The sequence below is a fragment of the Scopulibacillus cellulosilyticus genome (assembly GCF_042665295.1).
Classification (GTDB): domain Bacteria; phylum Bacillota; class Bacilli; order Bacillales; family Sporolactobacillaceae; genus Scopulibacillus_A; species Scopulibacillus_A cellulosilyticus.
In genome coordinates this window covers 41,728-67,888 of sequence record NZ_JBHTCO010000020.1, presented here as the reverse complement: position 1 = coordinate 67,888, position 26,161 = coordinate 41,728, and the positions used below count along the sequence as shown (strand labels likewise).

26 protein-coding genes are annotated in these 26,161 nt (G+C 38.2%); 19 read left to right on the top strand and 7 right to left on the bottom strand.

What is annotated here, in order from left to right; translation table 11 throughout:
• Positions 1-338 precede the first annotated feature (338 nt).
• Complete coding sequence (locus tag ACFQRG_RS15495; RefSeq protein ID WP_380967639.1) at positions 339-1,184, top strand: DUF1206 domain-containing protein; 846 nt, start codon at positions 339-341, stop codon at positions 1,182-1,184.
• Positions 1,185-1,368: 184 nt separating this feature from the next.
• Here the strand turns inward: ACFQRG_RS15495 and ACFQRG_RS15490 are convergent, their stop codons facing one another.
• On the bottom strand, positions 1,369-1,623 hold the full coding sequence (locus tag ACFQRG_RS15490; protein WP_380967637.1) for a GlsB/YeaQ/YmgE family stress response membrane protein: 255 nt from the start codon (positions 1,621-1,623) through the stop codon (positions 1,369-1,371).
• 139 nt (positions 1,624-1,762) lie between these two features.
• Positions 1,763-2,650 (bottom strand): diacylglycerol/lipid kinase family protein, encoded by an 888-nt coding sequence (locus ACFQRG_RS15485; protein ID WP_380967635.1) that lies wholly within the window; start codon positions 2,648-2,650, stop codon positions 1,763-1,765.
• A gap of 489 nt (positions 2,651-3,139) precedes the next feature.
• On the opposite strand from ACFQRG_RS15485, the gene ACFQRG_RS15480 reads away from it, so the two are divergent.
• From ACFQRG_RS15480 to ACFQRG_RS15470, 3 genes are all read left to right on the top strand, one after another.
• Complete coding sequence (locus tag ACFQRG_RS15480) at positions 3,140-3,952, top strand: YihY/virulence factor BrkB family protein (RefSeq protein WP_380967633.1); 813 nt, start codon at positions 3,140-3,142, stop codon at positions 3,950-3,952.
• 187 nt (positions 3,953-4,139) lie between these two features.
• Positions 4,140-5,288, top strand: coding sequence for an AI-2E family transporter (locus tag ACFQRG_RS15475; protein WP_380967631.1), 1,149 nt, complete (start codon positions 4,140-4,142; stop codon positions 5,286-5,288).
• A gap of 70 nt (positions 5,289-5,358) precedes the next feature.
• Entirely contained in the window at positions 5,359-5,529 is a 171-nt protein-coding gene (locus ACFQRG_RS15470) for a CsbD family protein (protein WP_380967629.1), read from the top strand.
• A gap of 62 nt (positions 5,530-5,591) precedes the next feature.
• On the opposite strand, the gene ACFQRG_RS15465 is transcribed toward ACFQRG_RS15470, so the two are convergent.
• Together ACFQRG_RS15465 and ACFQRG_RS15460 are read right to left on the bottom strand one after the other, a co-directional pair.
• Positions 5,592-5,948: a YckD family protein gene (locus tag ACFQRG_RS15465; protein WP_380967627.1), complete on the bottom strand. Its 357-nt coding sequence runs from the start codon at positions 5,946-5,948 to the stop codon at positions 5,592-5,594.
• Between the two features lie 175 nt (positions 5,949-6,123).
• Positions 6,124-7,026 (bottom strand): GNAT family N-acetyltransferase, encoded by a 903-nt coding sequence (locus ACFQRG_RS15460; RefSeq protein ID WP_380967625.1) that lies wholly within the window; start codon positions 7,024-7,026, stop codon positions 6,124-6,126.
• 333 nt (positions 7,027-7,359) lie between these two features.
• On the opposite strand from ACFQRG_RS15460, the gene ACFQRG_RS15455 reads away from it, so the two are divergent.
• Positions 7,360-7,809, top strand: a complete 450-nt coding sequence (locus ACFQRG_RS15455; protein WP_380967623.1) for a hypothetical protein — start codon at positions 7,360-7,362, stop codon at positions 7,807-7,809.
• A 50-nt stretch (positions 7,810-7,859) separates the two neighbouring features.
• Here the strand turns inward: ACFQRG_RS15455 and ACFQRG_RS15450 are convergent, their stop codons facing one another.
• Positions 7,860-8,525: a CAP domain-containing protein gene (locus ACFQRG_RS15450; RefSeq protein ID WP_380967621.1), complete on the bottom strand. Its 666-nt coding sequence runs from the start codon at positions 8,523-8,525 to the stop codon at positions 7,860-7,862.
• A gap of 140 nt (positions 8,526-8,665) precedes the next feature.
• Between ACFQRG_RS15450 and ACFQRG_RS15445 the strand changes: the two genes are divergently transcribed.
• From ACFQRG_RS15445 to ACFQRG_RS15425, 5 genes are all read left to right on the top strand, one after another.
• A complete protein-coding gene (locus tag ACFQRG_RS15445; RefSeq protein ID WP_380967619.1) occupies positions 8,666-9,025 on the top strand; it encodes a DUF488 domain-containing protein in 360 nt (119 codons plus the stop codon).
• 18 nt (positions 9,026-9,043) lie between these two features.
• Complete coding sequence (locus ACFQRG_RS15440) at positions 9,044-10,231, top strand: TDT family transporter (RefSeq protein ID WP_380967617.1); 1,188 nt, start codon at positions 9,044-9,046, stop codon at positions 10,229-10,231.
• Between the two features lie 109 nt (positions 10,232-10,340).
• Complete coding sequence (dacB, locus tag ACFQRG_RS15435; RefSeq protein ID WP_380967615.1) at positions 10,341-13,127, top strand: D-alanyl-D-alanine carboxypeptidase/D-alanyl-D-alanine endopeptidase; 2,787 nt, start codon at positions 10,341-10,343, stop codon at positions 13,125-13,127.
• A 290-nt stretch (positions 13,128-13,417) separates the two neighbouring features.
• Positions 13,418-13,621, top strand: coding sequence for a DUF1657 domain-containing protein (locus tag ACFQRG_RS15430; protein WP_380967613.1), 204 nt, complete (start codon positions 13,418-13,420; stop codon positions 13,619-13,621).
• Positions 13,622-13,778: 157 nt separating this feature from the next.
• On the top strand, positions 13,779-14,960 hold the full coding sequence (locus tag ACFQRG_RS15425) for a styrene monooxygenase/indole monooxygenase family protein (protein ID WP_380967611.1): 1,182 nt from the start codon (positions 13,779-13,781) through the stop codon (positions 14,958-14,960).
• A 139-nt stretch (positions 14,961-15,099) separates the two neighbouring features.
• Here the strand turns inward: ACFQRG_RS15425 and ACFQRG_RS15420 are convergent, their stop codons facing one another.
• A complete protein-coding gene (locus ACFQRG_RS15420; protein WP_380967609.1) occupies positions 15,100-15,438 on the bottom strand; it encodes a spore coat protein in 339 nt (112 codons plus the stop codon).
• The gene (locus tag ACFQRG_RS15415) at positions 15,438-15,722 is read right to left on the bottom strand and encodes a hypothetical protein (RefSeq protein ID WP_380967607.1); all 285 of its coding nucleotides are present in this window, start codon (positions 15,720-15,722) and stop codon (positions 15,438-15,440) included. Before ACFQRG_RS15415 ends, ACFQRG_RS15420 begins: the two co-directional genes overlap by 1 nt.
• 174 nt (positions 15,723-15,896) lie before the next feature.
• On the opposite strand from ACFQRG_RS15415, the gene ACFQRG_RS15410 reads away from it, so the two are divergent.
• The 9 genes from ACFQRG_RS15410 (at position 15,897) to ACFQRG_RS15370 (ending at position 26,149) form a co-directional block, all read left to right on the top strand.
• Positions 15,897-18,281, top strand: coding sequence for a 3-hydroxyacyl-CoA dehydrogenase/enoyl-CoA hydratase family protein (locus tag ACFQRG_RS15410; RefSeq protein ID WP_380967605.1), 2,385 nt, complete (start codon positions 15,897-15,899; stop codon positions 18,279-18,281).
• Between the two features lie 317 nt (positions 18,282-18,598).
• Complete coding sequence (locus ACFQRG_RS15405; RefSeq protein WP_380967603.1) at positions 18,599-19,777, top strand: acetyl-CoA C-acetyltransferase; 1,179 nt, start codon at positions 18,599-18,601, stop codon at positions 19,775-19,777.
• A gap of 183 nt (positions 19,778-19,960) precedes the next feature.
• Positions 19,961-21,742: an acyl-CoA dehydrogenase family protein gene (locus ACFQRG_RS15400; protein WP_380967601.1), complete on the top strand. Its 1,782-nt coding sequence runs from the start codon at positions 19,961-19,963 to the stop codon at positions 21,740-21,742.
• A gap of 371 nt (positions 21,743-22,113) precedes the next feature.
• Complete coding sequence (locus ACFQRG_RS15395) at positions 22,114-22,392, top strand: hypothetical protein (protein ID WP_380967599.1); 279 nt, start codon at positions 22,114-22,116, stop codon at positions 22,390-22,392.
• A 28-nt stretch (positions 22,393-22,420) separates the two neighbouring features.
• Complete coding sequence (locus ACFQRG_RS15390) at positions 22,421-22,774, top strand: arsenate reductase family protein (RefSeq protein WP_380967596.1); 354 nt, start codon at positions 22,421-22,423, stop codon at positions 22,772-22,774.
• Between the two features lie 85 nt (positions 22,775-22,859).
• Positions 22,860-23,243 carry a glycine cleavage system protein GcvH gene (gene gcvH, locus ACFQRG_RS15385; RefSeq protein ID WP_380967594.1) on the top strand — a complete coding sequence of 128 codons (384 nt, stop codon included), beginning with the start codon at positions 22,860-22,862 and terminating at the stop codon, positions 23,241-23,243.
• A 158-nt stretch (positions 23,244-23,401) separates the two neighbouring features.
• Positions 23,402-23,701 carry a thioredoxin family protein gene (locus tag ACFQRG_RS15380; protein WP_380967592.1) on the top strand — a complete coding sequence of 100 codons (300 nt, stop codon included), beginning with the start codon at positions 23,402-23,404 and terminating at the stop codon, positions 23,699-23,701.
• A gap of 358 nt (positions 23,702-24,059) precedes the next feature.
• A complete protein-coding gene (gene sigI / locus ACFQRG_RS15375) occupies positions 24,060-24,818 on the top strand; it encodes an RNA polymerase sigma-I factor (protein WP_380967590.1) in 759 nt (252 codons plus the stop codon).
• Positions 24,819-24,835: 17 nt separating this feature from the next.
• On the top strand, positions 24,836-26,149 hold the full coding sequence (locus ACFQRG_RS15370; RefSeq protein WP_380967587.1) for an anti-sigma factor domain-containing protein: 1,314 nt from the start codon (positions 24,836-24,838) through the stop codon (positions 26,147-26,149).
• Positions 26,150-26,161 lie beyond the last annotated feature (12 nt).

Sequence of the window (26,161 nt, the reverse complement as noted above, 5' to 3'; positions counted from 1 at the left end):
TGCTGATGTTGTCGACGTAGACATTTTAAATCAATTAGGTCTTGGCGGTCTATAATTTGTTTTAATTCATTTAGAAAATTACCCGGGGTAAAGCTTACCCCGGGTAATTGATTTTTAATTTCTGATTTAGTGTCTAACAATATAAAATCGGGTTAGAAGGCAATCCAATTGGAACGCCTTCTTTTTTGATAATAGGGCTATACCGGCCATTTATCCCGCCTGCAACTTTTTATAATATGATATATAAGATATTATAGGGTATTAAAGTTCAATTTTAGTTATGATTAGATGAACAATTATCGTATTTATATCTGTTTGCAAAGGGAGAGCGGAGCGGTATGGGGAAAACACCATTTATTAAAGATGACCACAAGTTTCATAAAGTAAAAGAACAGACAAAGCCTTGGGTCATTCGATTTGCACGTTTTGGGCATATGGCGCAAGGAGCCGTCTATTTCATCATAGGATTATTGGCTATGCAAACAGCTTTTGGTTTACATGGTAAATTAGTGAGTTCAGAAGGCGCGCTTCATACAATTGCAAAGCAGCCGTTTGGGTTTATAGGACTTATCGTTTTGGCTGCAGGTCTTTGCAGTTATGGGTGTTGGCAAATCATCGCTGCACTTTTTGACCCGCAAAATATCGGACATAATCTGAAAGGCATCGTTACCCGGATCGGGTACCTTTTTGTTGCCGGTATATATATAAGTCTATGTATCAGTGCAGTAAAGATGTTAATGCATGTTGGTGTTAAAGATCCAGGGCATCATTATCAAACCTTATCAGCAAAAATGCTTGCGGAACCATTTGGTCAAACCATTATCGGATTGCTGGGAGCAGGGATCCTTATTTTTGGTATAGGTCAAGTATTTTGGGCACTGTCAGGCAAGTTTCAAAAAAATCTTAAGAAAAATAAGATGAGCCGAAAAGAATGGCTGTGGAGCGGACGGTTTGGGAAATTTGGGATTTCGGCACGCGGCGTTGTCTTTGGGATTATTGGCTTTTTTCTTATTCGAACAGCCATCCAGGCTGATCCTAATGAAACGAAAGGTCTGGATGGCGCGCTTGCTGAGGTATCCCGGCAGCCCTATGGTTCTGTACTTCTGGCTGTTGCTGCTGTTGGTTTAATTGCATACGGTGTGTATATGTTTGCTGAAGCCCGCTATAAAAGACTTGATTCTTGATTTAATTTTAAATTAATCAAAATGGCCACCTGGATAACCAGGTGGCCTAACGTATTAAAAAGGTCTGTTTTAGCAGCATCCATTATCTGCTCGTTTCCAGTCAGAATTGATAACAAGTTCATTTGTTTTTTAAATTTTTCCAGCTATAATTGGCATAGTTTTAAATTGTGACACGCCTTTTATGTTATGATCTTTTTCTAAAGGAGCGAAAAAAGAAACTAAGGATAAGAACTAAAATAATAGCTCCGATAATTGCCGGGATGATGTAAAACCCTGCAAGCCTCGGTCCCCAATGGCCAAGAATAAACGTACCTAACCATGATCCAATGAACCCGGCTATAATATTACCAATAATACCGCCTGGAATATCCCGGCCGGTGATTAATCCGCCCAGCCATCCAATAATACCGCCTATAATAAGAGTCCAAATAATACCCATAATGTTTCCTCCCATTAGATTAATGTAAGGTCTCAATATCTAAATTACCCGCCGATTCGAAAAGATAAACTTTTAAATATTGATCTAACAAAAGGCTGCATACAAGGGCCGTTGAGATGCTAAGCCGGGATATCCTTTATTAATTTGAAAAGTCGCCAACCATTACAGTTAAATGCTGCGGCAGAATCTTTATATGAGCCGGGGTTGATTCATTTCGTTCACCATCACAATCAATTTTCTGTTCTGGCTCACATTCAATAGTCAATTCATTTGTCTGAAAATGAATAATTTCTTCTTTATTAAATAAATCTTCACTGGCCACACTTGAACGCAGAATGGACCAGAATGTCGGTAAGGATGTATCTTTTAAAATAAGGACATCCAACAAGCCGTCCTGAAGATTGCAATTTGGGAAAAAGGCTTGTAATCCGCCTGTAAAGGGACCGTTCCCTACAATAACCATGACAGCTTTTCCGTCATAATCGCGTTCCTTTGAAGCCAGCTTTAAATGAAAAGATTCGGCATTATTAATGGTTTGCATTGTACTAATATAGTAAGATAATCTGCCTAATTTCTTATCTGATTCAAGATTTTCAGAAACCTGAGTAATGAGACCAATACCCCAAAAATTGAGAAAATATTGATGGTCAGTATACCCGACATCAACTTTTTCTTGATGTTCATCTAAAATTTGCTCAAGCGCTTCTAACGGTTTTTGGGACATGCCGACAGCACGGGAAAAATCGTTGCAAGTTCCTCCCGGGATAATAGCAAAAGCCGGCCGTTTTTCTAAACCGCATATGGCATTGATAAGTTCATAAATAGTACCGTCTCCGCCGGCGCCGATAATTAAATCAACGTTATTGGCAATTTTTCTTACGTAATTAGCGCCGTCGCCAGGTTCTTTAGTTAAATAAATATCAACGGATTCATATTTCTGCGACAGTTTCTGTTTTATAATATGAATATCGTTTTTTAACTTATTATTTCCAGCTGATGGATTCATAATGACTGAAACACTTTTCATTGCCGATTTCCTTCCAATCTATAAAATAATATGATTAAACTTTCATGATAAATTCATTTTTAAAATATATTTTTAAAAAATAACTGTCAATATTTTTTAATAAGAACAGGCGTTGCTTATGGTGAGTTTTTCCGTAGGATAAATAATATATTCAAAATTTAAAAATTAACGTGTTAAACTCGTATTAAAGGTTTAAATCTTTCCATAAATGGACATTAACAATAAAGTGAAACTTCCATCAGTGGGGGTTTTTCTTCATCCCCCACTGATGGTTAGTTGAACAAATCGGGGTGTTAGCGTCCGTTATCTCCCGCCTAAACTTCAGCGTTTAAGCTAAATTTTTGAGGCGGGAGTCATACGGACGGTTGCACCGGGATAAATAGACCGTTCTCAATCATGATTCTTTTTTGACTGGAATAGCTTAATTATAATTAAATCTTTCTTTACCTGCATCTTTGTCACCTTTTTAGAAGAGGAGGCACTATTATTATGGATATCTTTTCTATACTTCGTCAGCTTGGCGACGGTTTTTTTAAATTAAGAGTCTATGATTTATCCGCCCAGATGGCTTATTACTTTTTAATGTCAATTTTTCCGTTTCTACTAGTTATCTATTCCTTAATTCCTTATTTGCCGTTTAGAGGAGACTATATTTTAGAATTGATCAAGCCTTTTGCCCCTAAAGGTACTTACAGCTTAATTGAAAATACGCTGACTTACACGCTCATTCACCAAAAAGGCAATCTGCTGTCCTTTAGTTTAGTTTTTACATTATGGTTGTCTTCAATGGGATTTCAATGTATCAAGAGAATATTAAATGACGCGTATGAGATAGAAACGAAGAAAAACATTTTTAAGCAAGTATTGGAAGGCTTGCTGCTTACGATTGGTTTTATGATTGCCATTCTGTTTTCTGTAGTCGTTCCTGCTATTGAAGGCGTGATGAGATATTACTTACAGGACGTTGTCTCTATTGAATGGTTTCAAAATCTTTGGCTTTTTATTCAATGGGGTATTGGAAGTTTGTTTATCATCGTCTTTTTTATAGGTCTTTATTATTTTGCTCCTAACATCAAACTCAAAATCATGAACGTCATGCCGGGAGCTATTTTCGCAACAATAGGTTGGCAGATGGTTTCTTTAGGGTTTGCCTCTTATGTAAGGCATAACAATTATTCAGCCTTTTACGGTCAATTAGGGGGCATTGTCGTATTAATGTTTTGGTTTTACCTTTCAGCAATGATTATCATTATTGGAGGACTATTGAACACCATCGTTCATCCTGTTCATTTAAAAAGATAGGCATCGAAAACTTTCTTTTCGAAACGTAAGCAACTCCCTTGGAAGACTGGAGATGCTATTAACTTTTGTAAAGGATACTCCCGATTAATTGAACCAAAAAGACGTTTCCAATCAAGGCCTTTACGGGTAAAATGAATATATGAAAATTAGCATCTTTAAGTCTTGCCTTGAGTAAGGGAGTGATAGAATGGCGTTTAAAAGTCCAAAAAGAACAGTTTTTAAAGAGAAAATTTTAAATAATAAATTCGTGGTTTATACGATAATCATCTTTATTATAAGTACAACGATTTTCTCATTATCAGAGATTACTTTTATTTTAAAGCCAGTCATGATTTTCATAGAAACTGTATTTTTACCGATTGTTTTGGCAGGAGTTTGTTTCTACTTATTTAATCCTTTGATTGACCTCTTGGAAAAGCTAAGAATTAAAAGAATCATATCTATTCTAATATTGTACATAGTCATTATCGGTATTATTACTCTTATAGTAGGATCTGTTATACCGCCGTTGAAAGAACAAATTCAAAGTCTGATAGATAATATTCCTCATCTCAGTCATGAAATTCAAGGGATTATTCATAAAGTCACTCAAAGTAAAATTGTTCATAAGGCAGGGTCCTCTCTAAATACGGATATCAGTAAAATAACGAAGGATATTTCAGGGCATTTAAGTAAATATGTGTCAAACTTTTCACAGGGAATTGTCACTTTTGTCGGCACGATCACTGAAGTTATATTATCAATAGTTGTCTTGCCTTTCTTACTTTTTTACTTATTGAAAGACGGTAAAAAATTACCGGATTACATTGTAAACTTTTTACCTAATCAAACACGTCAAGAGGCGAAAGAAATTTTAGGTGACATGAACCATGCGCTAAGTGCTTATATTCGGGGCCAAATTTTTGTAGCTATTTGTGTTGGTATTTTGCTATTTATTGGTTATTCAATTATTGGCTTGGACTATGCGCTGCTGCTCGCGGTTATTGCTATGGTGACAAATGTTGTCCCTTATTTAGGACCCTTCATTGCTATTTTACCAGCTGCCGTATTAGCTATTGTCACTTCACCTTTAATGATTCTTAAATTAGCTATTGTTTGGGTAGTCGTTCATTTGCTTGAAGGGAAAGTCATTTCACCTCAAATTATGGGAAGAAGCTTGCACATTCACCCTATAACCGTTATTTTCGTCATTTTGACGGCGGGGAACCTTTTCGGAATTGTTGGCATTATCCTCGCTGTCCCAGGGTACGCAGTTCTAAAAGTAATCGTGACACATCTGTACCGGTTCATCCGCTTGCGTTCTGATATGTATACTGATACGAAATTGAAACCTTAATTGGTTAGTATGTTTATTATTCATTCATACGGGTATAGAAAAACATGAATAATAAAGGGAGGGAACGCTAATGAGCAATGACAAATTAAAAGGAAAAGGCAACCAGGTTAAAGGTGAAGCAAAAAAAGCTTGGGGAAATATAACGAATGATGATCAAAAAGTAGCTGAAGGCGAAAAAGATAAAGCAAAAGGAAAAATTCAAGAAAAGGCAGGAGACGTAAAGGACATATTTAAGAAGTAAATATAATGAAAAGGCTGGGACAAAGGGTTATTAATGACCTTTTGTCCCAGCCTTTTTATATCTTAATTATTTTCTTTCAATTTCCCCCAATGTTTATCTTTGTGGCCATGCCATCTGGGGATGAAGCCGTTTTTTTCATGCATTGCATAGTGGTGTTCCATCCGTGCTATAATTTTGTTCCCTTTTGCCTTTGTTAAAATACCATACTCTACGTATTTATGAATCACCTCTTCTTTCTTGCTTAAAATCTGCTTATGTAGTGCTTGTAATTCAGCTTTTTGTTGCTGCGTTAGCTTTACAATCTTTGTTCCGGAATTTGCTAGAGTATCTAGAGTATCCTTTGCGTGAACTGGTCCCGTGCCAAACGGAATGATAGAAAACATTGTTGCAAGCAATAGACTTAAACACAAATAACGCATAAATTTTCACTCCTTTCCTGAATTGCTCTTATTATTCGTTTTTATTTTGGAATTTATGTATTTTTTTTCAATTCATATCGAAAAATAATTGAAAAGAAGCGGCTAATAATTATGTGGGATTATCAAACATAATCTTTTGCCGCTTAAAAGAAGTATGGGCGTTCTAATTTCTCTTTTATATGGTCAACGAAAATTGAAGATAAGTCTCAATGAGGTGGTAGCCTGCTGACTTACATAAATTAATTGCCCCTTTATTATGACTTAAAACCCCTAACAAGACCTCAGTTTTTCCCTTATCACGTAAAGAGACTAATGCATCTGTAAGGATTTGCCGGGCAATGCCCTTTTGTCTCCAATGAGGCAGAATGAACATTTGTTCTGTCATGCTTATGTTTTCACCTAATTCCCAAGTCATAACGCTTCCAATGATGTTACCTTGATAAAAGGCTGTAAATGTATGCCAATTAGGTCTTGATTTAAACCACACAAGCTTTTCTTTACTCCATAGTTCTGGTATTTCACTATCTTTCTGTGCTTGTAAGTATTTGAGCTGTTCTTTTTCTGTTTCCACCTTCCAATGAGAAACGTCGACGCCATTATATCGAGGAAAATCAGTATCTATTGGTTTAGTCAGATCGCGGCGCATAATAAAAGCTGTCTCATTGTGACAAAAGCCTTTTGATAAAAAATAATCAATGTCATTTGTTTTTTGATTTGGCAGACTGACGTATAACTTAATGGTTTTATGATGACATTTTTTTATTTCTTTTGCGCGTTTAATCAGTTTTGTTAAAATACCATCTTTGACACTTTCATCTATTGAATACATAGGATTTTGAACAATGTTTATACGAAAATGGGAAACGTACGTTTTAGTTTCTCCATTCTTTTCAAGAAAACTGTACGGTTCTAAATGACCGATAGCCAAAACTTGGTTTTTCTTATCGGTTGCTAAAAAAATATTTTCTGGCTTAAAGTCATTGTTAAATAAATAGGCTGACTCCAGCTCTTTATTAAAAGACCCGATTTTAACGGCATCACCGGGGCCATATTCCCGGTATATGACGTTTTTAGTCATTTTTATCACCTCATCTAATCCGCTTATAGCATAATTATGTTAGAGGCGGGTATAAGGTACGTGACATTAGCCTTTAGCATTTTTTTTGAGCAACAATTCTGTTTCGGGGAAATCTTGAGTACGACTAAATTCCAATTATGTGCTATGAAATACTTCTGGTCAAAGCCGGGATTGCCTAGGGTTCCTTTCATTAAGATTTCTGGATTTACACGCTTAGCATATATTTCTCATATTCTAAAATAGGCAAAAGAACTGACTTATGGATGAATATAACATGATAAAGAAATATGAATATGATAATAAAGTCTTTTTATTTCAACAGGAGGGAATTTGATGCATTATTACTATTTGGGTCAACCGGATTGGACTAATCGTCATGAACAACAAAGCGGGGGCCAGCAAGGCGGAGGTACGATGCCGGGTATGCCGCCGTATCCGGGTCAAAATGGCGGTCAAGGCCATCACGGATTATTAGGTACGCAGGGGCAAAGCGGCCAGCCGGGCGGGGGAATGATGCCGGGTACGCCATTTCACGGACAAGGGGGCCAACCGGGCGGAGGTGTAATGCCCGGGACGCCATATCCGGGTCAAAGCGGCGGTCAAGGCCAACAAGGGTTATTTGGCACGCAGGGTCAGGGCGGTCAGCCGGGCGGAGGAATGATGCCGGGTATACCATCCCCGGGACAAGGCGCCGGATCGCCATACTATAGCGGTCAGCAAGGGGAGCCCAGTATTCCATTTCCTAGTCAACTGGGCTTTCCACCCGGCCGGGGCCGGTACTAAATTTAAACAATAAAAATCCTCGCATGATAAATTCATACGAGGATTTCTTTTTATTTCTTAATGAAGTCCTGTGTCCAATAAGTTCCGTAAGAACCGCCTTTAACATAGCCTACGCCAATGTATGTGTAGTCTTTGTTAAGAATGTTTGCTCTGTGTCCAGGACTGTTCATCCAAGAGTTAACGACTTCTTCAGGTGTTTTCTGTCCTGCCGCAATGTTTTCTCCAGCTGCCGTATATTTGATTCCATATGTCTTCATCATATCAAATGGGGAACCGTATTTTGGCGATTGGTGATCAAAGTATCCATTATCAGCCATATCTTGTGATTTGTCACGAGCCATTTTTGATAATTGGTTGTCCACCTTTAACGGCTGAAGGCCATTCTTCTGGCGTTCTTGGTTTGTTAGCTCTACCACTTTTTGTTCATAAGCATTAAGTTGGCTTTTGCTTTGGTCAGATTTAGCAGAGTTTTGATCATTTCCAGCTGCTTTGTTATTTTGATCAGTCGTCGTTGTATTTGATTGATCAGTTGCCGCCGATTTTGTTTGATCACCGCTCTGACTTTGACTTTTATAATTATAATAAATAAAGTGCGTTTTGATTTGCCCTTGATGCTCAAATTTACAATGCTGGTAGTCAGCTGCATCGGCACCGTGGGCAGCAATAAATGGCAGTGCTAACAGCCCTGTAAGGACAATACCGAATATTTTTTTCATTTGAATAATTCCTCCCTTCACTAATACCGTTCGGGTACCTGGGAGGTTAGTAGGGGTCTTTTTGTGATTACTGGATTTTACCAGTTTGCTATTTTTCATGTAAAATGGGTTTAAGAGCTTAAAAAGGAGGAAGAAGATCTATGGCTGAATTAAAAATGAAACGGGTTTATGAGGATGTTGAAGATAATGATGGCTTTCGGATATTGGTTGACCGATTATGGCCAAGAGGTGTGAAAAAGGAGAAAGCGCATGTTGATTTATGGCTAAAAGATATTGCGCCGAGTCCGAATCTGAGAAAATGGTTTGCACATGATCCAGATAAATTTAATGATTTTAAAGCGCGTTATATTGAAGAATTAAAAACAGAACCTGAAAAACAAAAGGCTGTTGATCAAGTTAAAGATCAACTGAAAAACGGCACAGTAACGTTTGTTTATGCGGCAAAGGATGAAACGTATAATCATGTAAGAGTTTTAAAAGATTATATTAAAGAATATTAAGTTATAAGGAAGAATAAATTGAGAGTTAAGCATATTTCGTTGAATTGTCTGTTATTAGTTCTTGGTTTTGGATTAGCCTATTTGTGTATGATCTGGATTGAGCCTAAGGCGTTAGCCGATTTTGCAGCTTTTGTTTTTTTATGGGTTGCATTTTTCATTTTTCGTAAACGTCTGTTTAAACCAACGTACGCTGCGACTGCTGCCGGAGCAATTGTGATGTCTATGGGGGTTTTTGTTAGTGATGCGATATATGAAATGCCTATTGACATTGCTTTTTTGGATCAATTGTTAATCATCGTTATCTTTGTACTATGGCTGTCTTTAATCACCGATTATACGGCCTCCCTTTTTAAAGGCACATTTTTTGAACGCCACCTTCGGTCAGTCCTAAACAGTTTTGCAATGGGAACTTGGCTCGCCGGCTCTTCTGTCTGTTCTATGGGATTAATTCTCTTCTTAAGGGAATGGCGTATGATCGCCATTTTGATTATTATGATTAATTCTTGTCTATGGCTGATTTATGCCGGCTTATGTATCATTCGTTATTTTCAATTATATAAAATGAAACAGACACTTGTTCATGGTGTCGTCTTGTTATCGGCTGTAAGCACGCAATCGTTAGTTATTGATTATTCATTATTGTTGAAAAAATCCATGCCTGAAGAAATCTATCAATTATTAATTTTGCTCGGGGTTTGCTTTTACCTTATTGGTCTTATATTAATTATCAGGCAATATGTTCGGTTAAATTGGCATTTAGTCAGTGATTGGAAAAATACGAATTGCATTATACACGGTGCTTTATCTATTACTGGACTTGCAAGTACGCTGTCTCATGCTGTACCGGCTTCGCTTCTTTACTTTGTTTGGTTACTTGCTTTTATTTTTATCATAATTATTGAGAGCATTGAAACTTTTCGAGCCGTGTTAAGAATTAAAACATTCGGTGTGCGGGAAGCTATCTTTGTTTATGATGTTTCGCAGTGGGCAAGGAATTTTACCTTTAGCATGTTTTTAGCTTTTTCGATTCACTTGCCAAAGAAAGGGATTTCAATAGTTTGGAGGCATTTCTTTAATCATATCATCATAGTATTTGGATTAGTTATGATTGTTTTGTTTATTTGGGAGACTGTATTATTTTTTGCTTCCCGATTGAAAAAGCCTTCCAAAAATGATGTAAGGAAGATAAGAATGAAAGGGGTTTAATATCATTTTTTCACCTTTTAAAGCCTTATATTTATTTCTTGCCATCCTGTTAATTGCGGGTACCGCAACACCCGCTTTAGCTTATGGTCATCAGGATTCCGATAAAATTTTGGCGGATACGTTGCGGCACTATGTTGATGAACTGAATTCCGAACCCTATGCCAAAGGTATGATCGTCGGCTACGATATTTATTCTTTGGATCGAAAAAAAACGCTGGCCTCATATCAGGAAAATAAAACTTTTGTTCCGGCTTCCGTTTTGAAATTATTAGTTACAGCAACGGCAAGCGGCTTATGGCCGAAGAATAAAAGGTTTCCTACAAAGGTTTATATTAATGGAAAGCTGAAATCAAACGGTGTACTGCATGGAGATATTGAACTGAAAGGCTATGGGGATCCGGTTTTGACCGTGAAAAAGTTAGAAGAATTGGCTAAATCCCTTGCAAAAAAAGGTGTACGCCGCGTTGACGGACAAGTTATTGTTGATGACAGCTATTTTGATAATAAGCGTCTTGGTGCAAAATGGATGTGGGATGATGAACCATATGATTATGCTGCACCAATCGGGGCGCTGTCCGTAAATGAAAGCACAGTAGATGTTAAAGCAGCACCGTCACAACCGGGGGATAAACCGAAAGTTTCAGTTAATCCATCACCCGAATACGTTCAAGTCATAAATCATGCCAAAACAGTTGAAGGTAAGGAAGAAGACTTGACGATAACCCGTACGCGGTTAAAAAATGAAATTGTTATAAAAGGAACGATTGGGAAAGATTACAAGGATGATGAACACAAAGATCATCATTATTACAAAGAAGAAATTTCTATTGAGGACCCTGCGCGTTTTACCGGCCGAGTGTTTTACGATCACCTTAAACATCAGGGTGTTTCGTTTAATCAAGAGCCGCAGATTAGAACAAGAAAGATAGATAAACACGCAAAACTCATTGCCAAAGTTTATTCTCCTGATTTAGATAAAATTTTAAAAAAACAAGATAAAGACAGCGATAATTTTATTGCCGAAATGCTGACGAAACAGCTAGGCGCAAGCGTTCGGAAAGATGGAAGCACGAAGGCCGGACTGACCGTAATTAGAAAATATGTCCATGATAAGTTAGGTGTCGACAACGGATTTGTACAAAAGGACGGTTCAGGTTTGTCCCGATTAAATGTCATATCCCCGCATCATTTTATTCAACTGTTAAGAGCTGTTGATCAAAGTTCTAACCGTAAACGCTTTATCTCATTTCTTCCTGTAGCAGGCGTGGATGGGACATTGAAAAAGCGTATGAAAGATACACCGGCTGAAAAGAACGTCAAAGCTAAGACAGGGAGTATGAACGGTGTTAATTCATTGGTCGGTTTTGTGAAAAGTAAAAGCGGGGAAAGACTTGCATTTTCTATCATGATGAATGGCGTATACAAGAGTAAATATGCCCAGGATTTACAGGATAAGATTGCGGTAACTTTGGCAAAGTACCCTGATATACAGGATCCGGGGCCAATACCTGATCAAAAGAAATATCCTTTATCAAGCAAGCTTGATCCTATTCTAAATGACAAAAAGTACAGCAGGGTTATCAAAGGCGCAATGGTCTACTCGACAGGCGGCAATAAAGTATTATATGAACATAACGCTCAAAAGCTTTTGACACCCGGGTCAGATACAAAACTGTTTACAACAGGTGCCGCCTTAAATGAGCTTGGAGCGGATTATCATTTTCGTACGGAAGTATACCAAAACGGAAAGATTCACAATGGTGTATTAGACGGTGACCTTATTATTAAAGGATACGGTGACCCGACTTTAGCTGATAAGGGTTCAGGGCACTTACTAAAAGGACCGACATTAGCGCAAATGGCATCAGATATTAAAGAATCCGGTATTCGCGGTGTAAAAGGGAATATTCTAGTTGATTCAAGCGCTTTTCCAGACGATTGTTATGCCCCGGGATGGACGTGGGATAATGAAAGCAAGCCTTTCGAGCCGCAAATATCGGCTCTGTCGGTTAATCAAGGAACATTACGATTCGACTATCGTCCCGGGGAGAAGCCGGGTAAACCGATACGGTTAAAGCAAATGCCAAAAACTGAATACGTCCACGTTGTTAATAAGGCAGTCACCGGTGCGCAAAACTCTAAAAACACACTAAAAATTGAACGGGAACGCGGTAAAAATACGATTCATATAACAGGGAGCCTTCCGGTTAATTATAGAAATGGGCATACGAGTACAACTGTAGAAAAACCCTATCTTTATACCGGATATCTTTTGCGTAACCAATTAAAAGAACAAGGCGTCCGCCTCTATTCAAACAGTAAAATTTTATCTGATAAAACACCTAATGATGCTAAGCTCGTTAAGAAGTATTATTCTCCGCCGTTGTCTGATATTATCAGTTATATGAACCATTATAATGATAACTTTTATGCGGAAATGATTTTAAAAACATTAGGACTCGAGAAAAAGAACAACGGAACTTTTGAAGATGGTATTGATACGGTTCACGAAAATTTAGAAGGGCTTAATGTAACATCACCATTCGATATGATGGATGGATCAGGGTTGACAGGATACAATCAGTTTTCAGCCGAACAACTGGTGACCTTTCTTGCAGCTGAAACACATGAATCAGCGTTTAAAAGCTTCTATCAATCTCTCCCAGTTGCCGGAGAGAAAGGCATACTTTCTCATCGTATGCAAGGGACGGATGCCGAACATCATTTGCGGGGAATTACCGGATTTATGCCGCAGCAACGGGCTTTATCAGGATATGTTCAGGCGAAAAATGGCGATCTTTTAGCTTATTCTATTTTAACAGAAGGGTATAGTCAGGAATCGCTCAACAAACTGGTAGATCGTTTTGGAGCTGCTTTGTCGGAATCGGACAAATAAGTGACTGAACACGGCTTTTACGATTTTTGTAAGAGCCGTGTTTATTTTATACATTAAGAATCAAATTGGCTGCGGTATAGTGAATATACTGTATTTTTATCATAAAAACCTTAAATTACACGCTTTGGCTGCTAATATTCCCTTCCAATAAAAGTAATCGAAAGGTCCGAATAACAAGGAGTAAATGACATATTCTAAAACAGTCGGGTGGTTCACCGATTGATCAAGAAAGCTTTCTTGAATAAAATGAACTATTTTTTTCGGTTATAAATAAAAGGAGGACACAAATAATGACTGTAGTTAACCAGGTTAAACAAACGATTGCGAGCTTAAAAAGTGCCCATGCAAGCTTAGAAACATTTGCTTTAGGAACTGACAATCAACAAGCTAAACAACTTTACCAAAACGCCGCTCAGCAAACTAAAATGATTTGTGATCAACTTGAACCGCGTCTTCAAGAAATTCAACAAGAAGAACCTCAATATAACCAATAATTTTAAAAACCGGCATAACGCCGGTTTTTTAATTTTTTGCCCTTATTAAATTTCCTTTAAAAAAATTAAACCAATAGAACTATATATGTTCACTATTTTTAATGCTAATATTTAACGGAATATTTCTAATTATCCATAATGAAAAAGGGTGAATTTCTTGAAGAAAAGTATTTGTATAATTGGCAGCGGCACAGCGGGGTTGCAGCTGGCTTATGCACTTAAGGAAAATTTTGATGTTACGGTTATTGAGCGCCGCTCACCAGATCAGATCAGACAAGGAAGAATTATGTCTACACAAGTTCACTTTGGACCGACAAGAAACCGTGAAAAGCGCTTTGGAATGCCGGAATGGAAGGAACAAAAGCTTATCGAAAGCATTCATGTGACTATTGGAGATAAAAAGCTTTTTACAGGTATGTTAAAAGAACCGGCATTATCGATTGATCAACGCTTGTCTTATTCACATTACATAGAAGACCTTACAAGTAAAGGTGTCTCTTTCCGTTTTGAGAAAGTGATCAAAGAAAATATAGAAGCACTGATTGATAACTTTGATTTAGTCATTGATTGCACAGGAAAAACAGGCCCTCTTTTGCCATTTCCAATTGAAGAGGATCTTTCACCTTTTAAAACCCCTTTACGAAAATGTATTGTCGGCTATTTTTTAGGTATAAAGCCTAATACTCCCCTTGGGGTTAACGTAACGGTTCTTCCTGAGTTAGGAGAAATGTTTGAAATACCTGCTATAACAGAACGCGGCCCTGTGACAATATTGTTTATTACAGCTGTACCAAACAATAAATTAGATGTTTTTAAAGGAATAAAGAAACAAGAAGAATTTACACTGAAAATGAAAAGTACAGTTCAAAAATTTTTCCCGGAAATTTATAAACGAATTAAGGAAGATGAATTTACATTATGTGATGAAAATAGCTTTTTGCAAATTGCTTTTATACCTGTTATCCGCAGGCCGTATCTCTTTATTAAAAATAAGCTGGTCGTCGGGTGCGGTGACAGCATTTTTCTTAATGACCCTATTACAGGTCAAGGTTCTAATCTAGCTTCTTATTGTGCTGAAAAATTGTACGAAACCCTTATTGAATATAAGGATTCAGAATGGGATGCACAAACAGGAGAATCTTATTGGAATCGAACGAAACAGTATGTAAAAGAAGTAACTGGCTGGACGAATGCGATGGCTATGCCTTTGCCCGAACATGTTATTCATTTCTTGCTTCAGGGGGCACAAGACCAAGTAAAGGCTGATGCGGTTGCTGAATGGTTTAGTAATCCGGCAAAAGCATATCAAGTTTTTTTCCCTTCTAAAGTGAAGCAGTAAAAAAATGAAAAAATTAAATTCTCCCTCTTATATGAAGAGGGGGAAAAATGTACTTAGCTTTAATTAACAAATGGAAAGGGCAACCCTTAAAAATAGTAAAAACCGAACGTCAAAAATCACGCTCGGTTGTTGAAAGCCATTATTGAATGGTACCTTGATTTGGAAATTGTTCTGTTTCGTATTGGGAAAATTGCTGGTAAGTTTGTTGGAGTGTTTGTGCTTGTTCTGCATCTAAACCATACCAGCCCTTTTTAAACATTAAGTTAAACATTTGCCGCTGGCAGTCTTCTGTTTCGTTAAAAATCTTAGAGACATCTTGATAAAGCGCTTGGTGGCTCATTTCATGAAGTGCCATGCTGTAGGATGTCGTTAAATATTTTTCGGTTGCCAGACAATCGTTTAAGAAATCACGGTCATTCATCTGTGCTGTCTTTGTTGTTTGGGTGGAAGGGTTTTGTATTTTATTGCTTTGCTGCATTATTGCATCCCTCCAGTACTTGGATTCGTATTATTTTGAATATGCTGCTGAATGTGATTTAAAAGGGTTCGATAATGATTTTGATGCATTTGGCAAGCTTGATTGATCGCTTGCTTAACTTCACTATCTTGGCATTGCCCGGCAAAGAAATTAAACTTTTTAATTACATTTAAATTCCAAGACAGCATATCCTGTAAGTAGAGATGATCCTTTGTACTGATGACAAATGGCGGCTGCGCCATGACATTTTGATTTTGCTGCTGTTGTTGCTGCTGTTGATTCATGCATCATACCTCCTTATTTCTTAATGTCACCAACAGTTTTAAATTTACACGTTATCGTTTTTTAAAATAATATTGAGAATTTTTTATAAATGTTTTATATTTAATATAGGCGGATAATTTTACTAATAAAATGAATGAGTATTCATTCAAAATGTGCAAAAGGAGGTTACATACATGTACAAAATTCAGAAAGCCGCTGTTTTGGGATCTGGTACAATGGGAGCTTCCATTGCAGCTCATCTGGCTAATGTTGGTATACAAACTTTACTGTTAGATATTGTTCCCAAAGATTTAACCGATCAAGAAAAGAAAAAGGGCCTAACACTTAATGATAAAGCCGTCAGAAACCGAATGAGTACACAAGGGATCAAAAGGCTGTTAAAACAAAAGCCGTCCCCGTTAACAGTAAAAGATAATATTCAATTAATTACTCCGGGAAATATGGCTGACGATATGGAAAAGTTAGCAGAAGCAGACTGGATTATTGAAGTTGTTGTAGAAAATCTAGATATCAAAAAGCAAGTGTTTGAACAAGTTGACCGCTATCGAAGACAAGGAACAATCGTCAGCTCAAATACATCAGGTATTTCTATCCGGGCAATGGCAGAAGATTGTTCAGATGACTTTAAACAGCATTTCCTGGGTACACATTTTTTCAATCCTCCGCGTTACTTGAAACTTCTTGAGATCATTCCAACAAAAGATACAGATCAAAAAGTCACTGATTTTATGAAAAAGTTTGGTGAAGATAAGCTTGGCAAAGGTGTTGTGACAGCTAAAGATACACCGAACTTCATAGCGAACCGTATCGGCACTTATGGCACCCAGATAACATTAAAAGCCATGCTGGATAAAGGTTACAGCATCGGAGAAATTGATTCTGTTACAGGACCGATTATAGGCAGGGCTAAAAGTGCAACATTCCGGACGTTAGATGTCGTTGGTCTTGATATTTTCGTCGATGTGGCAAAGAACGTTCAAAAGCATGTTGACGGCGAAAATGAGAAACAGGCCTTTGATATACCTGACTTTGTTAATGCTATGCTTGAGCGGGGATGGATCGGAAGCAAAGCAGGACAAGGCTTTTACCTTAAACAAGGCAAAGACATCTTCCAGCTGAATCCGGAAACGATGGATTATGAGCCCCGTGAGAAGTTAAAAGCACCGTCAATAGATAAAGCCAAACAGCTTAAATCAACAAAAGAAAAAATTAAAGCGCTTGCATTTGCGGATGACCGGGCCGGAGACATTCTTTGGACCACGCTGAAACAAATGCTGTTATATTCAGCTGAAAAAGCTTATGAAATCGCTGATAACATCTATGACATTGACTTAGCCATGAAATGGGGATTCGGTTGGAAATACGGTCCATTTGAAACATGGGATGCTATTGGACTTGAAGAATCGATAGAAAGGATTTGGAAAGAAGGAGATGCCGTTCCTGACTGGGTAGAATTGATGCTTTCGAAAGGTTTTACTTCCTTCTACAAGAATGAAAATGGTACACCTGCCTATTATCATGATGGCAAGTATATCCCGATTCCTTATTCTTCAAAAGAGATTCATTTGAATTTATTAAAAGAGCGTGACCGGGTCATTAAGAAAAATTCTGGTGCAAGTTTAATAGATATTGGCGATGATGTTGCCTGTTTGGAGTTCCATTCACCAAATAATGCAATAGGATTAGATATTTTAGATATGATCCGTAAATCTGTAGAAGAGGTAGAAAAGAATTATAAAGGTCTTGTCATCGGGAACGGGAGCAGCAACTTCTGTGTTGGCGCCAATATTGCATTTATGTTAATGGCGGCTCAAGATGACGATTACTTTGAACTTGAACTCGTTGCTAAAAAGTTTCAACAAACAATGATGCTTATGAAGTATGCAAATAAACCAATTGTGGCCGCGCCTTTTAACATGGCACTTGGCGGCGGCGCTGAAGTTTGCTTGCATGCAAATGCGCAGCAAGCTTCAATAGAAACTTATATGGGACTTGTTGAAGTGGGTGTCGGTCTTATTCCCGGCGGCGGCGGCAACAAAGAGCTGTATATTAGGCATCTTGAACAATTGCCGAAAGGCGTGCCTGTTGATTTAACGGCGGTTTCAAACCGTGTGTTTGAATTAATTTCCACAGCAAAAGTTTCAACGTCTGCAAATGAAGCTGTCCAAAATGGCTATATTCGCCGTTCGGATCGTATCAGTATCAATAATGATCATCTATTGCATGATGCCAAGCAATATGCCATCCAGCTTTATGAAAGCGGTTATCAACCGCCGGTTAAAAAGAAAATTCCTGTATCAGGGGAAGCAGGCTATGCCGCTATGCTGATGGGGGCAAAGACGATGGCAATGTCGGGTTATGTTTCCGAACATGACATGAAAATTGCTGAAAAACTGGCTAAAGTTCTTTCAGGGGGTACGCTGCCGCAAGGTACAGAGGTTGATGAACAATACTTGCTTGATCTTGAACGCGAAGCATTCTTAAGTCTTATTGGTGAAGCAAAGACCCAGCAGCGTATGCAGCATATGCTTTTGAAAGGAAAACCGCTTAGAAACTAAAAAAGATGTTCAAATAGTCCGGGAAACAGGTGCTCCTGCTACGTTGCATATTCAGGGAAGTTTCTCCAACTTCTCGTCACAAGGCTCAGGATGATGTTCAGGCAGCTGCCTGGCTGTCGAATTTCTTCGTTGCGTCGCCGCTCCGGTTCTTACGTAGATACTTCCTACGTTCCGATCCTCGCGGCTTCCGCGCCTCGAACTTCCGACGCACAGGACGTGCTAGTACTGGTGTTGTCACATGGACGTGACGTTTTTAGCCAGTATCGGCCCTGTTTGTCCGCCTTTTTGAACAGTTACTTTAGAAGGGAGAGAAAAATATGAATAAAGCAGTTATTGTTTCAGGTGCCAGAACACCGGTAGGCAAAGCAAATAAAGGCAGTTTCCGGAATATGCGTCCGGATGACCTCGGCGCTGTTGCTGTAAAAGAAACGTTAAACCGTTCAGGATATGAAGGCGATATTGATGACCTGATTATCGGCTGTTCGATTCCGGAAGCTGAACAAGGATTAAATATGGCAAGAATGATTGGCGCTCTTGCCGGCGTATCAGAACAAACCCCGGCGATTACTATTAATCGTTATTGCTCATCAGGGCTTCAAAGTATCGCAAATGCGGCTGAAAGCATCATGGTCGGCAGGGCTAATGCTGTTGTTGCCGGCGGAGCGGAGACGATGTCCCTGATACCAATGGGCGGTCATTTAATTAAGCCTAACCGAAAATTAGTTGAAGAAGCTCCGGAATATTATATGGGAATGGGGCAAACCGCTGAACAAGTGGCACAAAAATATGGTGTTTCAAGAGAAGACCAGGATGCATTTGCTTTAAGAAGCCATCAGCGGGCAGCTAAAGCACAAGACGAGGGAAAATTTGATGAAGAAATCGTTCCTGTTGAAGTTATTAACCGCTGGCTCGATGAAAATAACAAAGAACAGGAAAAGACTTTTCTTGTAAAGCAGGACGAAGGCGTACGCAGAGATACAACAATTGAAGCTCTTTCAAAATTAAGACCTGTTTTTCATGTTAAGGGTTCAGTAACAGCGGGGAATTCTTCACAAACGAGCGACGGAGCAGCGGCGGTATTAGTGATGAACAGTGAGAAGGCGAAAAGTGAAGGTCTAAAACCAATGGCAAAGTTTCGGTCCTTTGCGGTAGCCGGGGTACGGCCGGAGGTAATGGGAATTGGCCCGATAGAAGCGATTCCCAAGGCACTTAAAATGGCTGGTCTCTCTTTGAATGACATTGGTGTTATCGAGCTAAATGAAGCTTTTGCATCACAGGCTGTTCAAGTCATCCGATCGCTTAATTTAAATGAAGACATTGTTAATATTAACGGCGGTGCTATTGCACTTGGCCACCCGCTAGGCTGTACAGGCGCAAAATTAACGCTTACATGCTTGCATGAAATGAAAAGACGCAATGCCCAATTCGGCTTGGTTACTATGTGCGTCGGCGGCGGCATGGGTGCCGCAGGTGTTTTTGAATTAATTAACAATTAATTTTACTAAAAGTAAGTGTTCAAAAAGGAGGACAAAAAGAGCCGAGAAGTTCGAGGAACGAAAGTCTCGAGGACCGGAGCGTATGGAAATAATACGTGAGGACCGGAGAGACCGAGTGACGAAGAAATTCGATAGCACTTTTTCCCGGACTTTTTGAACAACCTATAAAGGAGGAAGCCAAGAATGTCAAAAACTAGTGAAGCTTTAAAGGGAGGCGGATTCTTAATTGATACGATCTCCCCTGAGCAAATGTTTACCCTTGAAGATATTTCTGAAGAACAAAAAATGATGGCAAAAACAACTGAAGATTATATTAAAAAGGATGTTCTTCCGCATATTGAAGAACTGGAAAACAAAGATTTGGAATTAACGAAAAAACTGCTTAAAAAAGCGGGGGACTTAGGCTTATTGGGAGGTGATGTACCTGAAGCATACGGCGGTTTAGGTCTTGATAAAATTAGTACATCATTAATTACAGAAAAGTTCTCTTTAGCTAATTCTTTTTCATTAAGCTACGGCGCACATGTCGGTATCGGCTCTTTGCCTATTGTTTTATTTGGAACAGAAGAACAAAAGCAAAAGTACTTGCCGGATCTCGCTTCAGGCAATAAATTTGCAGCTTATGCACTTACAGAACCAGGATCGGGTTCAGACGCCCGCGGTGCAAAAACAACAGCGAAGTTAAATGATGAAGGCACACATTATATTTTAAATGGAGAAAAACAATGGATCACAAATTCGGGCTTTGCTGATGTATTCGTTGTTTATGCACAAATTGATGGCAAAGATTTTTCAGCATTCATTGTGGAAAAAGACTTTCCAGGTGTATCAACAGGGGCTGAAGAAAATAAAATGGGGATTAAAGCTTCTTCAACCCGCACACTAATTTTAGAAGATGTGGCTGTTCCCAAAGAGAATCTTCTCGGCGAGCCTGGCAGAGGCCATATAATTGCCTTTAATATTTTAAATATTGGCCGTTATAAATTAGCGGTCGGGTGCGTCGGTGCCTGTAAGCGCGGGGTAGAACTGGCTGTTCGCTATGCGAATGAACGCCAGCAGTTTAAACAGCCGATTTCAAACTTCAGACTTATCCAAAATAAGCTCGCGAATATGGCTGTTAAAACGTATGCGACCGAAAGCTCTGTATACCGTACAGTTGGTCTGTTCCGCGACAGATTGGACCAGTTGTCTGCAGAAGAAGCAAACGATGGTAAAAAGATGGCTGAATCTATTGCTGAGTACGCGTTAGAATGCTCGCTAAATAAAGTGTTTGCCTCAGAATCACTGGATTATGTTGTTGATGAAGCTGTGCAGATTCATGGCGGATACGGTTATATGCAAGAATATGAAGTTGAAAGAATGTACCGTGACTCACGTATTAACCGCATTTTTGAAGGGACAAATGAAATTAATAGATTGATTGTTCCGTCAACATTGCTTAAAAAGGCGATGAAAGGTGAATTGCCGCTTCTTGAAAAAGCTCAAACCTTACAAGAAGAATTAATGATGCTAATGCCTGAAGAACCAAGTGATGAACCGCTTGAAAAGGAAAAATATATGCTGAATAATGCTAAAAAGGTTTTCTTAATGATTGCTGGATTAGGTGTACAAAAGTTTGGCAAAAAATTAGCAGACGAACAAGAAATACTGGCAAATGTCGCAGACATTGTGAGCAACATTTATGCTATGGAATCTGTTATTGTCCGCACTGAAAAATCAATAAAAAAGACTGGTGTTGATAAGTCCGCTCAAAAATTATTGATGACAGAAGTTTATTGTCAAGAAGCTTTTGATGACATTGAAAAGTTAGCAAAAGAATCCTTATTAATGACAGAAGTTGGGGATAATCTGCGCATGATGTTATCGGCTTTAAGAAAATTGACTCGCTATACGCCGAGTAATCTTGTTGATAAGAAGCGTCTTATTGCTAAAACGCTAATTAAGGAAGAAAAGTTTACAGTTTAAGAGGATGTTCAAAAAGTCCGGGAAAAATAGCTGTCGAATTTCCGCGTCAGCTGGCTCCTCCGCTCCTCACGTATTAAAGACATACGCTCCGGTGCTCGGAGGCGGCGCTTCCTTGAACTTCTCGGCTCTTTTTGTCCTCCTTTTTGAACACGTATTTTAATTTTTTCTTGCGCCTTCTTTAAACGTATTCCTTTTTAGCTCTCCAATTAATTGGGGAGTTCTTTTTTTTAATACTAAGATACAGACATTTTTGATATAATATATAAAACTTAGCAAGCGCTGTACACAAGCTTGCCGGCCAGCTCTTATACTTTCGCATTGCATTTAAAATTAATGAAAGTATATAAAACGTAAAAAGGGAGGCGCTTTCTTTGGCGAAAATTATTAATGAGATTCAAATGGGCGATTATACCGTTTCTTTGCTTGAACATAACGGTCATCAATATGTTAAGCTTACATCAGGAGTGCATGGTAATGTTCTGGAAATTGAACGGACTAAAGACGGGCTTAATTTTCGAGAGGTAGAAATTGGCGGTGCTGATCTGTCATATGAACATTTGGCTATCATGCTTATTTTCATTGGAGCGGATCAAGATCTTGTAAATGAAATCGACAGAATAAATAAAATTAGAAATTCATATAAATCTTAAAATTCAATAACCGGATGGGGGTTTTACCATGTTAACGGTGTATAGTTATCCTAATTGCGGAACATGCCGCAAAGCGAAAAAATGGCTTGATGACCACAATCTTCAATATCAAGAAGTACATATTGTTGAAACACCGCCAACAAAGGCTGATCTTGCTGACTTTCATAAAAAAAGCGGTCTGCCGTTACGGAAATTTTTCAACACCAGCGGACAGAAATATCGTCAGTTAGGGATGAAAGATAAAATTAAAACCGCAACCGATGATGAATTGTTAAATTGGCTGGCTTCAGACGGTAAACTTATAAAACGTCCGATAATTACCGATAATGAACATGTCACGGTAGGATTTAAGGAAGAAACATTTAATGAAGTATGGGGTTAGGTAATAAATGGCTTGATGACAAACTTATTTTTTAATAAGATAAGTATGTTAAATTATAATTGTTATTACTTTGGAGGGATTATTAATGAACGTACCTAAGGAATTGAAATATTCAGAAGAACATGAATGGGTAAAAGTTGAAGACGGTAAGGTTCGCATCGGCATTACAGATTTTGCTCAAGATGAGCTTGGAGATATTGTATTTGTTGAATTACCTGAAGCCGGTGACGAAGTTGAAGCGGACGAGCCTTTTGGAAGTGTAGAATCTGTTAAAACAGTTTCTGAATTATATGCTCCTGTCAGCGGTAAAGTTGTAGAAGTTAACGAAGATTTGGATGACTCTCCTGAGTTTGTCAATGAATCTCCATACGAAAAAGCATGGATGATTGTTGTAGAGCCAAGCGATGAATCTGAAATTGAAAAATTAATGGATGCAGACGCTTACGAAAAAATGACGAGTGAAGAATAAAAGATTTGTTCAATAAAGAGGGACAAGGATTTCTCCTGAATTTGAACATTCTAGTCCATGCCTGCTAGACAAGCTTTAGCAGGCTCTATTAGTACTATCGCTTCTTACCGAAACGATAGTTTTTGCATGATCTCAATTTTGAGGATTTTGGTGGTTAGATGAAGGAAATATCTGAATCTGATTATTTAATACAAAATGAACAGGATACTGCACTTTTCTTTGTCAGTCCATTTTGCGGTACGTGCCAGTTAGCTGAACAAATGCTGGATATTGCGATACGCGCGGCAAATCCAGATTATTCAGTATATAAATGCAGGGTATCCGAATGGCCTGAAACTGTTGCTCAGTTAAAAATAAAAAGTGTTCCTTGTTTGGTTTTCATAAGGAATGGTACAGAAAGTTCAAAACTTTACGCATTTGAGTCAGTTACAACGCTTTATCAACATTTAAAAGGTTAATATTGGGGTTAGAGTTAATGCCTCTCACTTAAATGGAGAATAATGGGTTAAAGATTACAATTGTTAAATGAAAGTCTTCCCATTGTTAATAAATTGTATATTTATAAGCGGCTAAAGAATGTTATAAAAGATTACGAGGCCTTTTTTAAGAGGCTTTGTTTTTTTCTTTAAAATCTTTAAGGAAAAACTTTTAAAGATTTTTACACATTTTCTATGAAACTAAGCTTTTTTATCTATACTAAAATTGGTTAAGTTATATATTTAATTTAAATTTATTAAAGAGTACGTAGAATATTAACAGAAAATGACCGCCTATAAAGATAAAAAAAGTGACATGATTAAAGTGAGAGGTGAGATCGTGAAAGCTAAAAAATTACAACCCATAACAACAGAATCAACTAATGCTTTCACCCTTGAGGATAGGATCCATAAAATTCAACAAGGTGATGAAAAGCTTAGAAACGTCATAATAGATTCATATCAACCTTTTATAAAAAAAGTTGTTTCCAAAGTTTGTAATAGATTTATCGATCATACAATGGATGAATACAGTATTGGATTAATCGGATTTAATGAAGCCATGGATCAGTATCAGCGCGGACAAGGCAGCAAGTTTTTGACCTTTGCGGATATGGTTATCAGACGACGGATCATTGACTATATTAGGAAGGAAGCAAGGCAAACTAAAACGATTTATTTAAATCAAACGGAAATAGACGAAGAAGGCCAGCAGGAAGAAAGTTATATTCAGCAACGGGCAGCGATAGATTTTTATGAAGCGCAATGCCAAGTTGAGGAACGGCTCGAACAAATTGAAGTATTTAAACAATTACTATTAGACTATGATATTACTTTTAATGTATTAAGTAAGAATTGTCCAAAGCACGTAGACGCACGTGAGAATGCGAAGCGGGTAGCCAAAACTCTGGCTGACCATCCCGAAATGGCCCAGCATTTAAAGGTTAAAAAACAATTACCAATTAAAGATCTTCTACAATTTGTGTCGTGCAGTCGTAAAACGATTGAAAGGAACCGAAAGTATATAATAGCTGTTGCACTTATTTATATTGGCGGGTTCAGTGCATTGCAGTCGTATATTGAGCCGGAAACCCTGTAGCAGGAAGGAGGGAGCAGGTGAGTCGAGGGATACTGATGTCTAGAGAAGGGCGCCGCGGGGTTTTATTAACAAAAGACGGCGCTTTTGAATCAATTAAATTGAAAAGGGCGGCAGATGTGTCTGTTGGGGAATCTATTCTTGAAAATGATCTTTCACATCCGCTTCCCTTTTATATGAAAATTTGGATTCCTACTCTGGCAGCTTGCTTTTCTCTGATATGTATTTTTATTCTTATCAACGGAATGATAAAAAATAAAGCTGTGGCTGCTTATGTAAGTTTTGATATTAACCCTAGTATTGAAGTGAGCGTTAATAGAAAGTTGCATGTACTTTCTGTTAAACCGATGAACGCTGATGCAAAAGCTATTTTAGAAGATCCAAATCAATATATCAAAATGCCTCTTGAAACGTTTGCGTTAAAAGTTGCCGGGAAGCTTGCGGACAGCGGCTATTTTAAAGATCACCCGGAAGTGTTAATCACAACAGCGCTTACTAATCATATTAGTAAACATAAACGGGCAGGTTTCAGCAAACAAATGGATCAAGCTGTTGAAGGATTTTCTAATCAGAAAGCTTTTCAAAAAAGCTTAGGTCATTGTGAAGTGCTTCCAACGACAGTTAAAATGCATGATAAGGCAAAGAAAAGAGGATTATCTACCGGGAAATATCTTGTATACTTGGATGCATCAAAATATAAAAAGGATTTAACAATTGATAAAGCGAAGCAATTATCGGTAAAAGAAATGAAACAGTATGAACAACCGAAAACGGATTCAAACAGCAATAATATAAATAATTCAGTTCAAACCGAGCCTGTTACCGATAAAAGTCATCAATCGACAGGTAAGACAGCGTCTGATTCGTCTTCTGATGATGTAAACCATCATATAAATGACTCTAAAAATCCTCATACATCTAAAGATAAACCAGTAGATCATCCTGGCGGAAAGCAAGGTATATCGAATAATGACAGCGGAAATAAAAAAACGAATCCTGAGTCTTCAACAAAGACTTATCATCAGCCAAAAAAACAATCTGAGGGTTCCCGGCCCGTTCATCGATCGTCATCTGCCGTGAAGAGTAAGCCAAAGGAAAAGGTTGCAAGAAATTCGTACAGGTCAGAGGCTAAGCCTAATAAAGAAAATGATTCTCATCGACCTATAGCAAAACCAAAAAAACAATGGCCTTATCAGTCTAAGGCTAATCCTTGCGGCCGTATATCTCACCATCCTCAGGAAAAACCAAGTAAAGGCTCGCATCACGATCCTAAAGGAGAGCACAAATATCAAGAAAAGCATGGCCCGAAACAGGACCATAAAAATGAACATTAAAAGAGAGCGTTC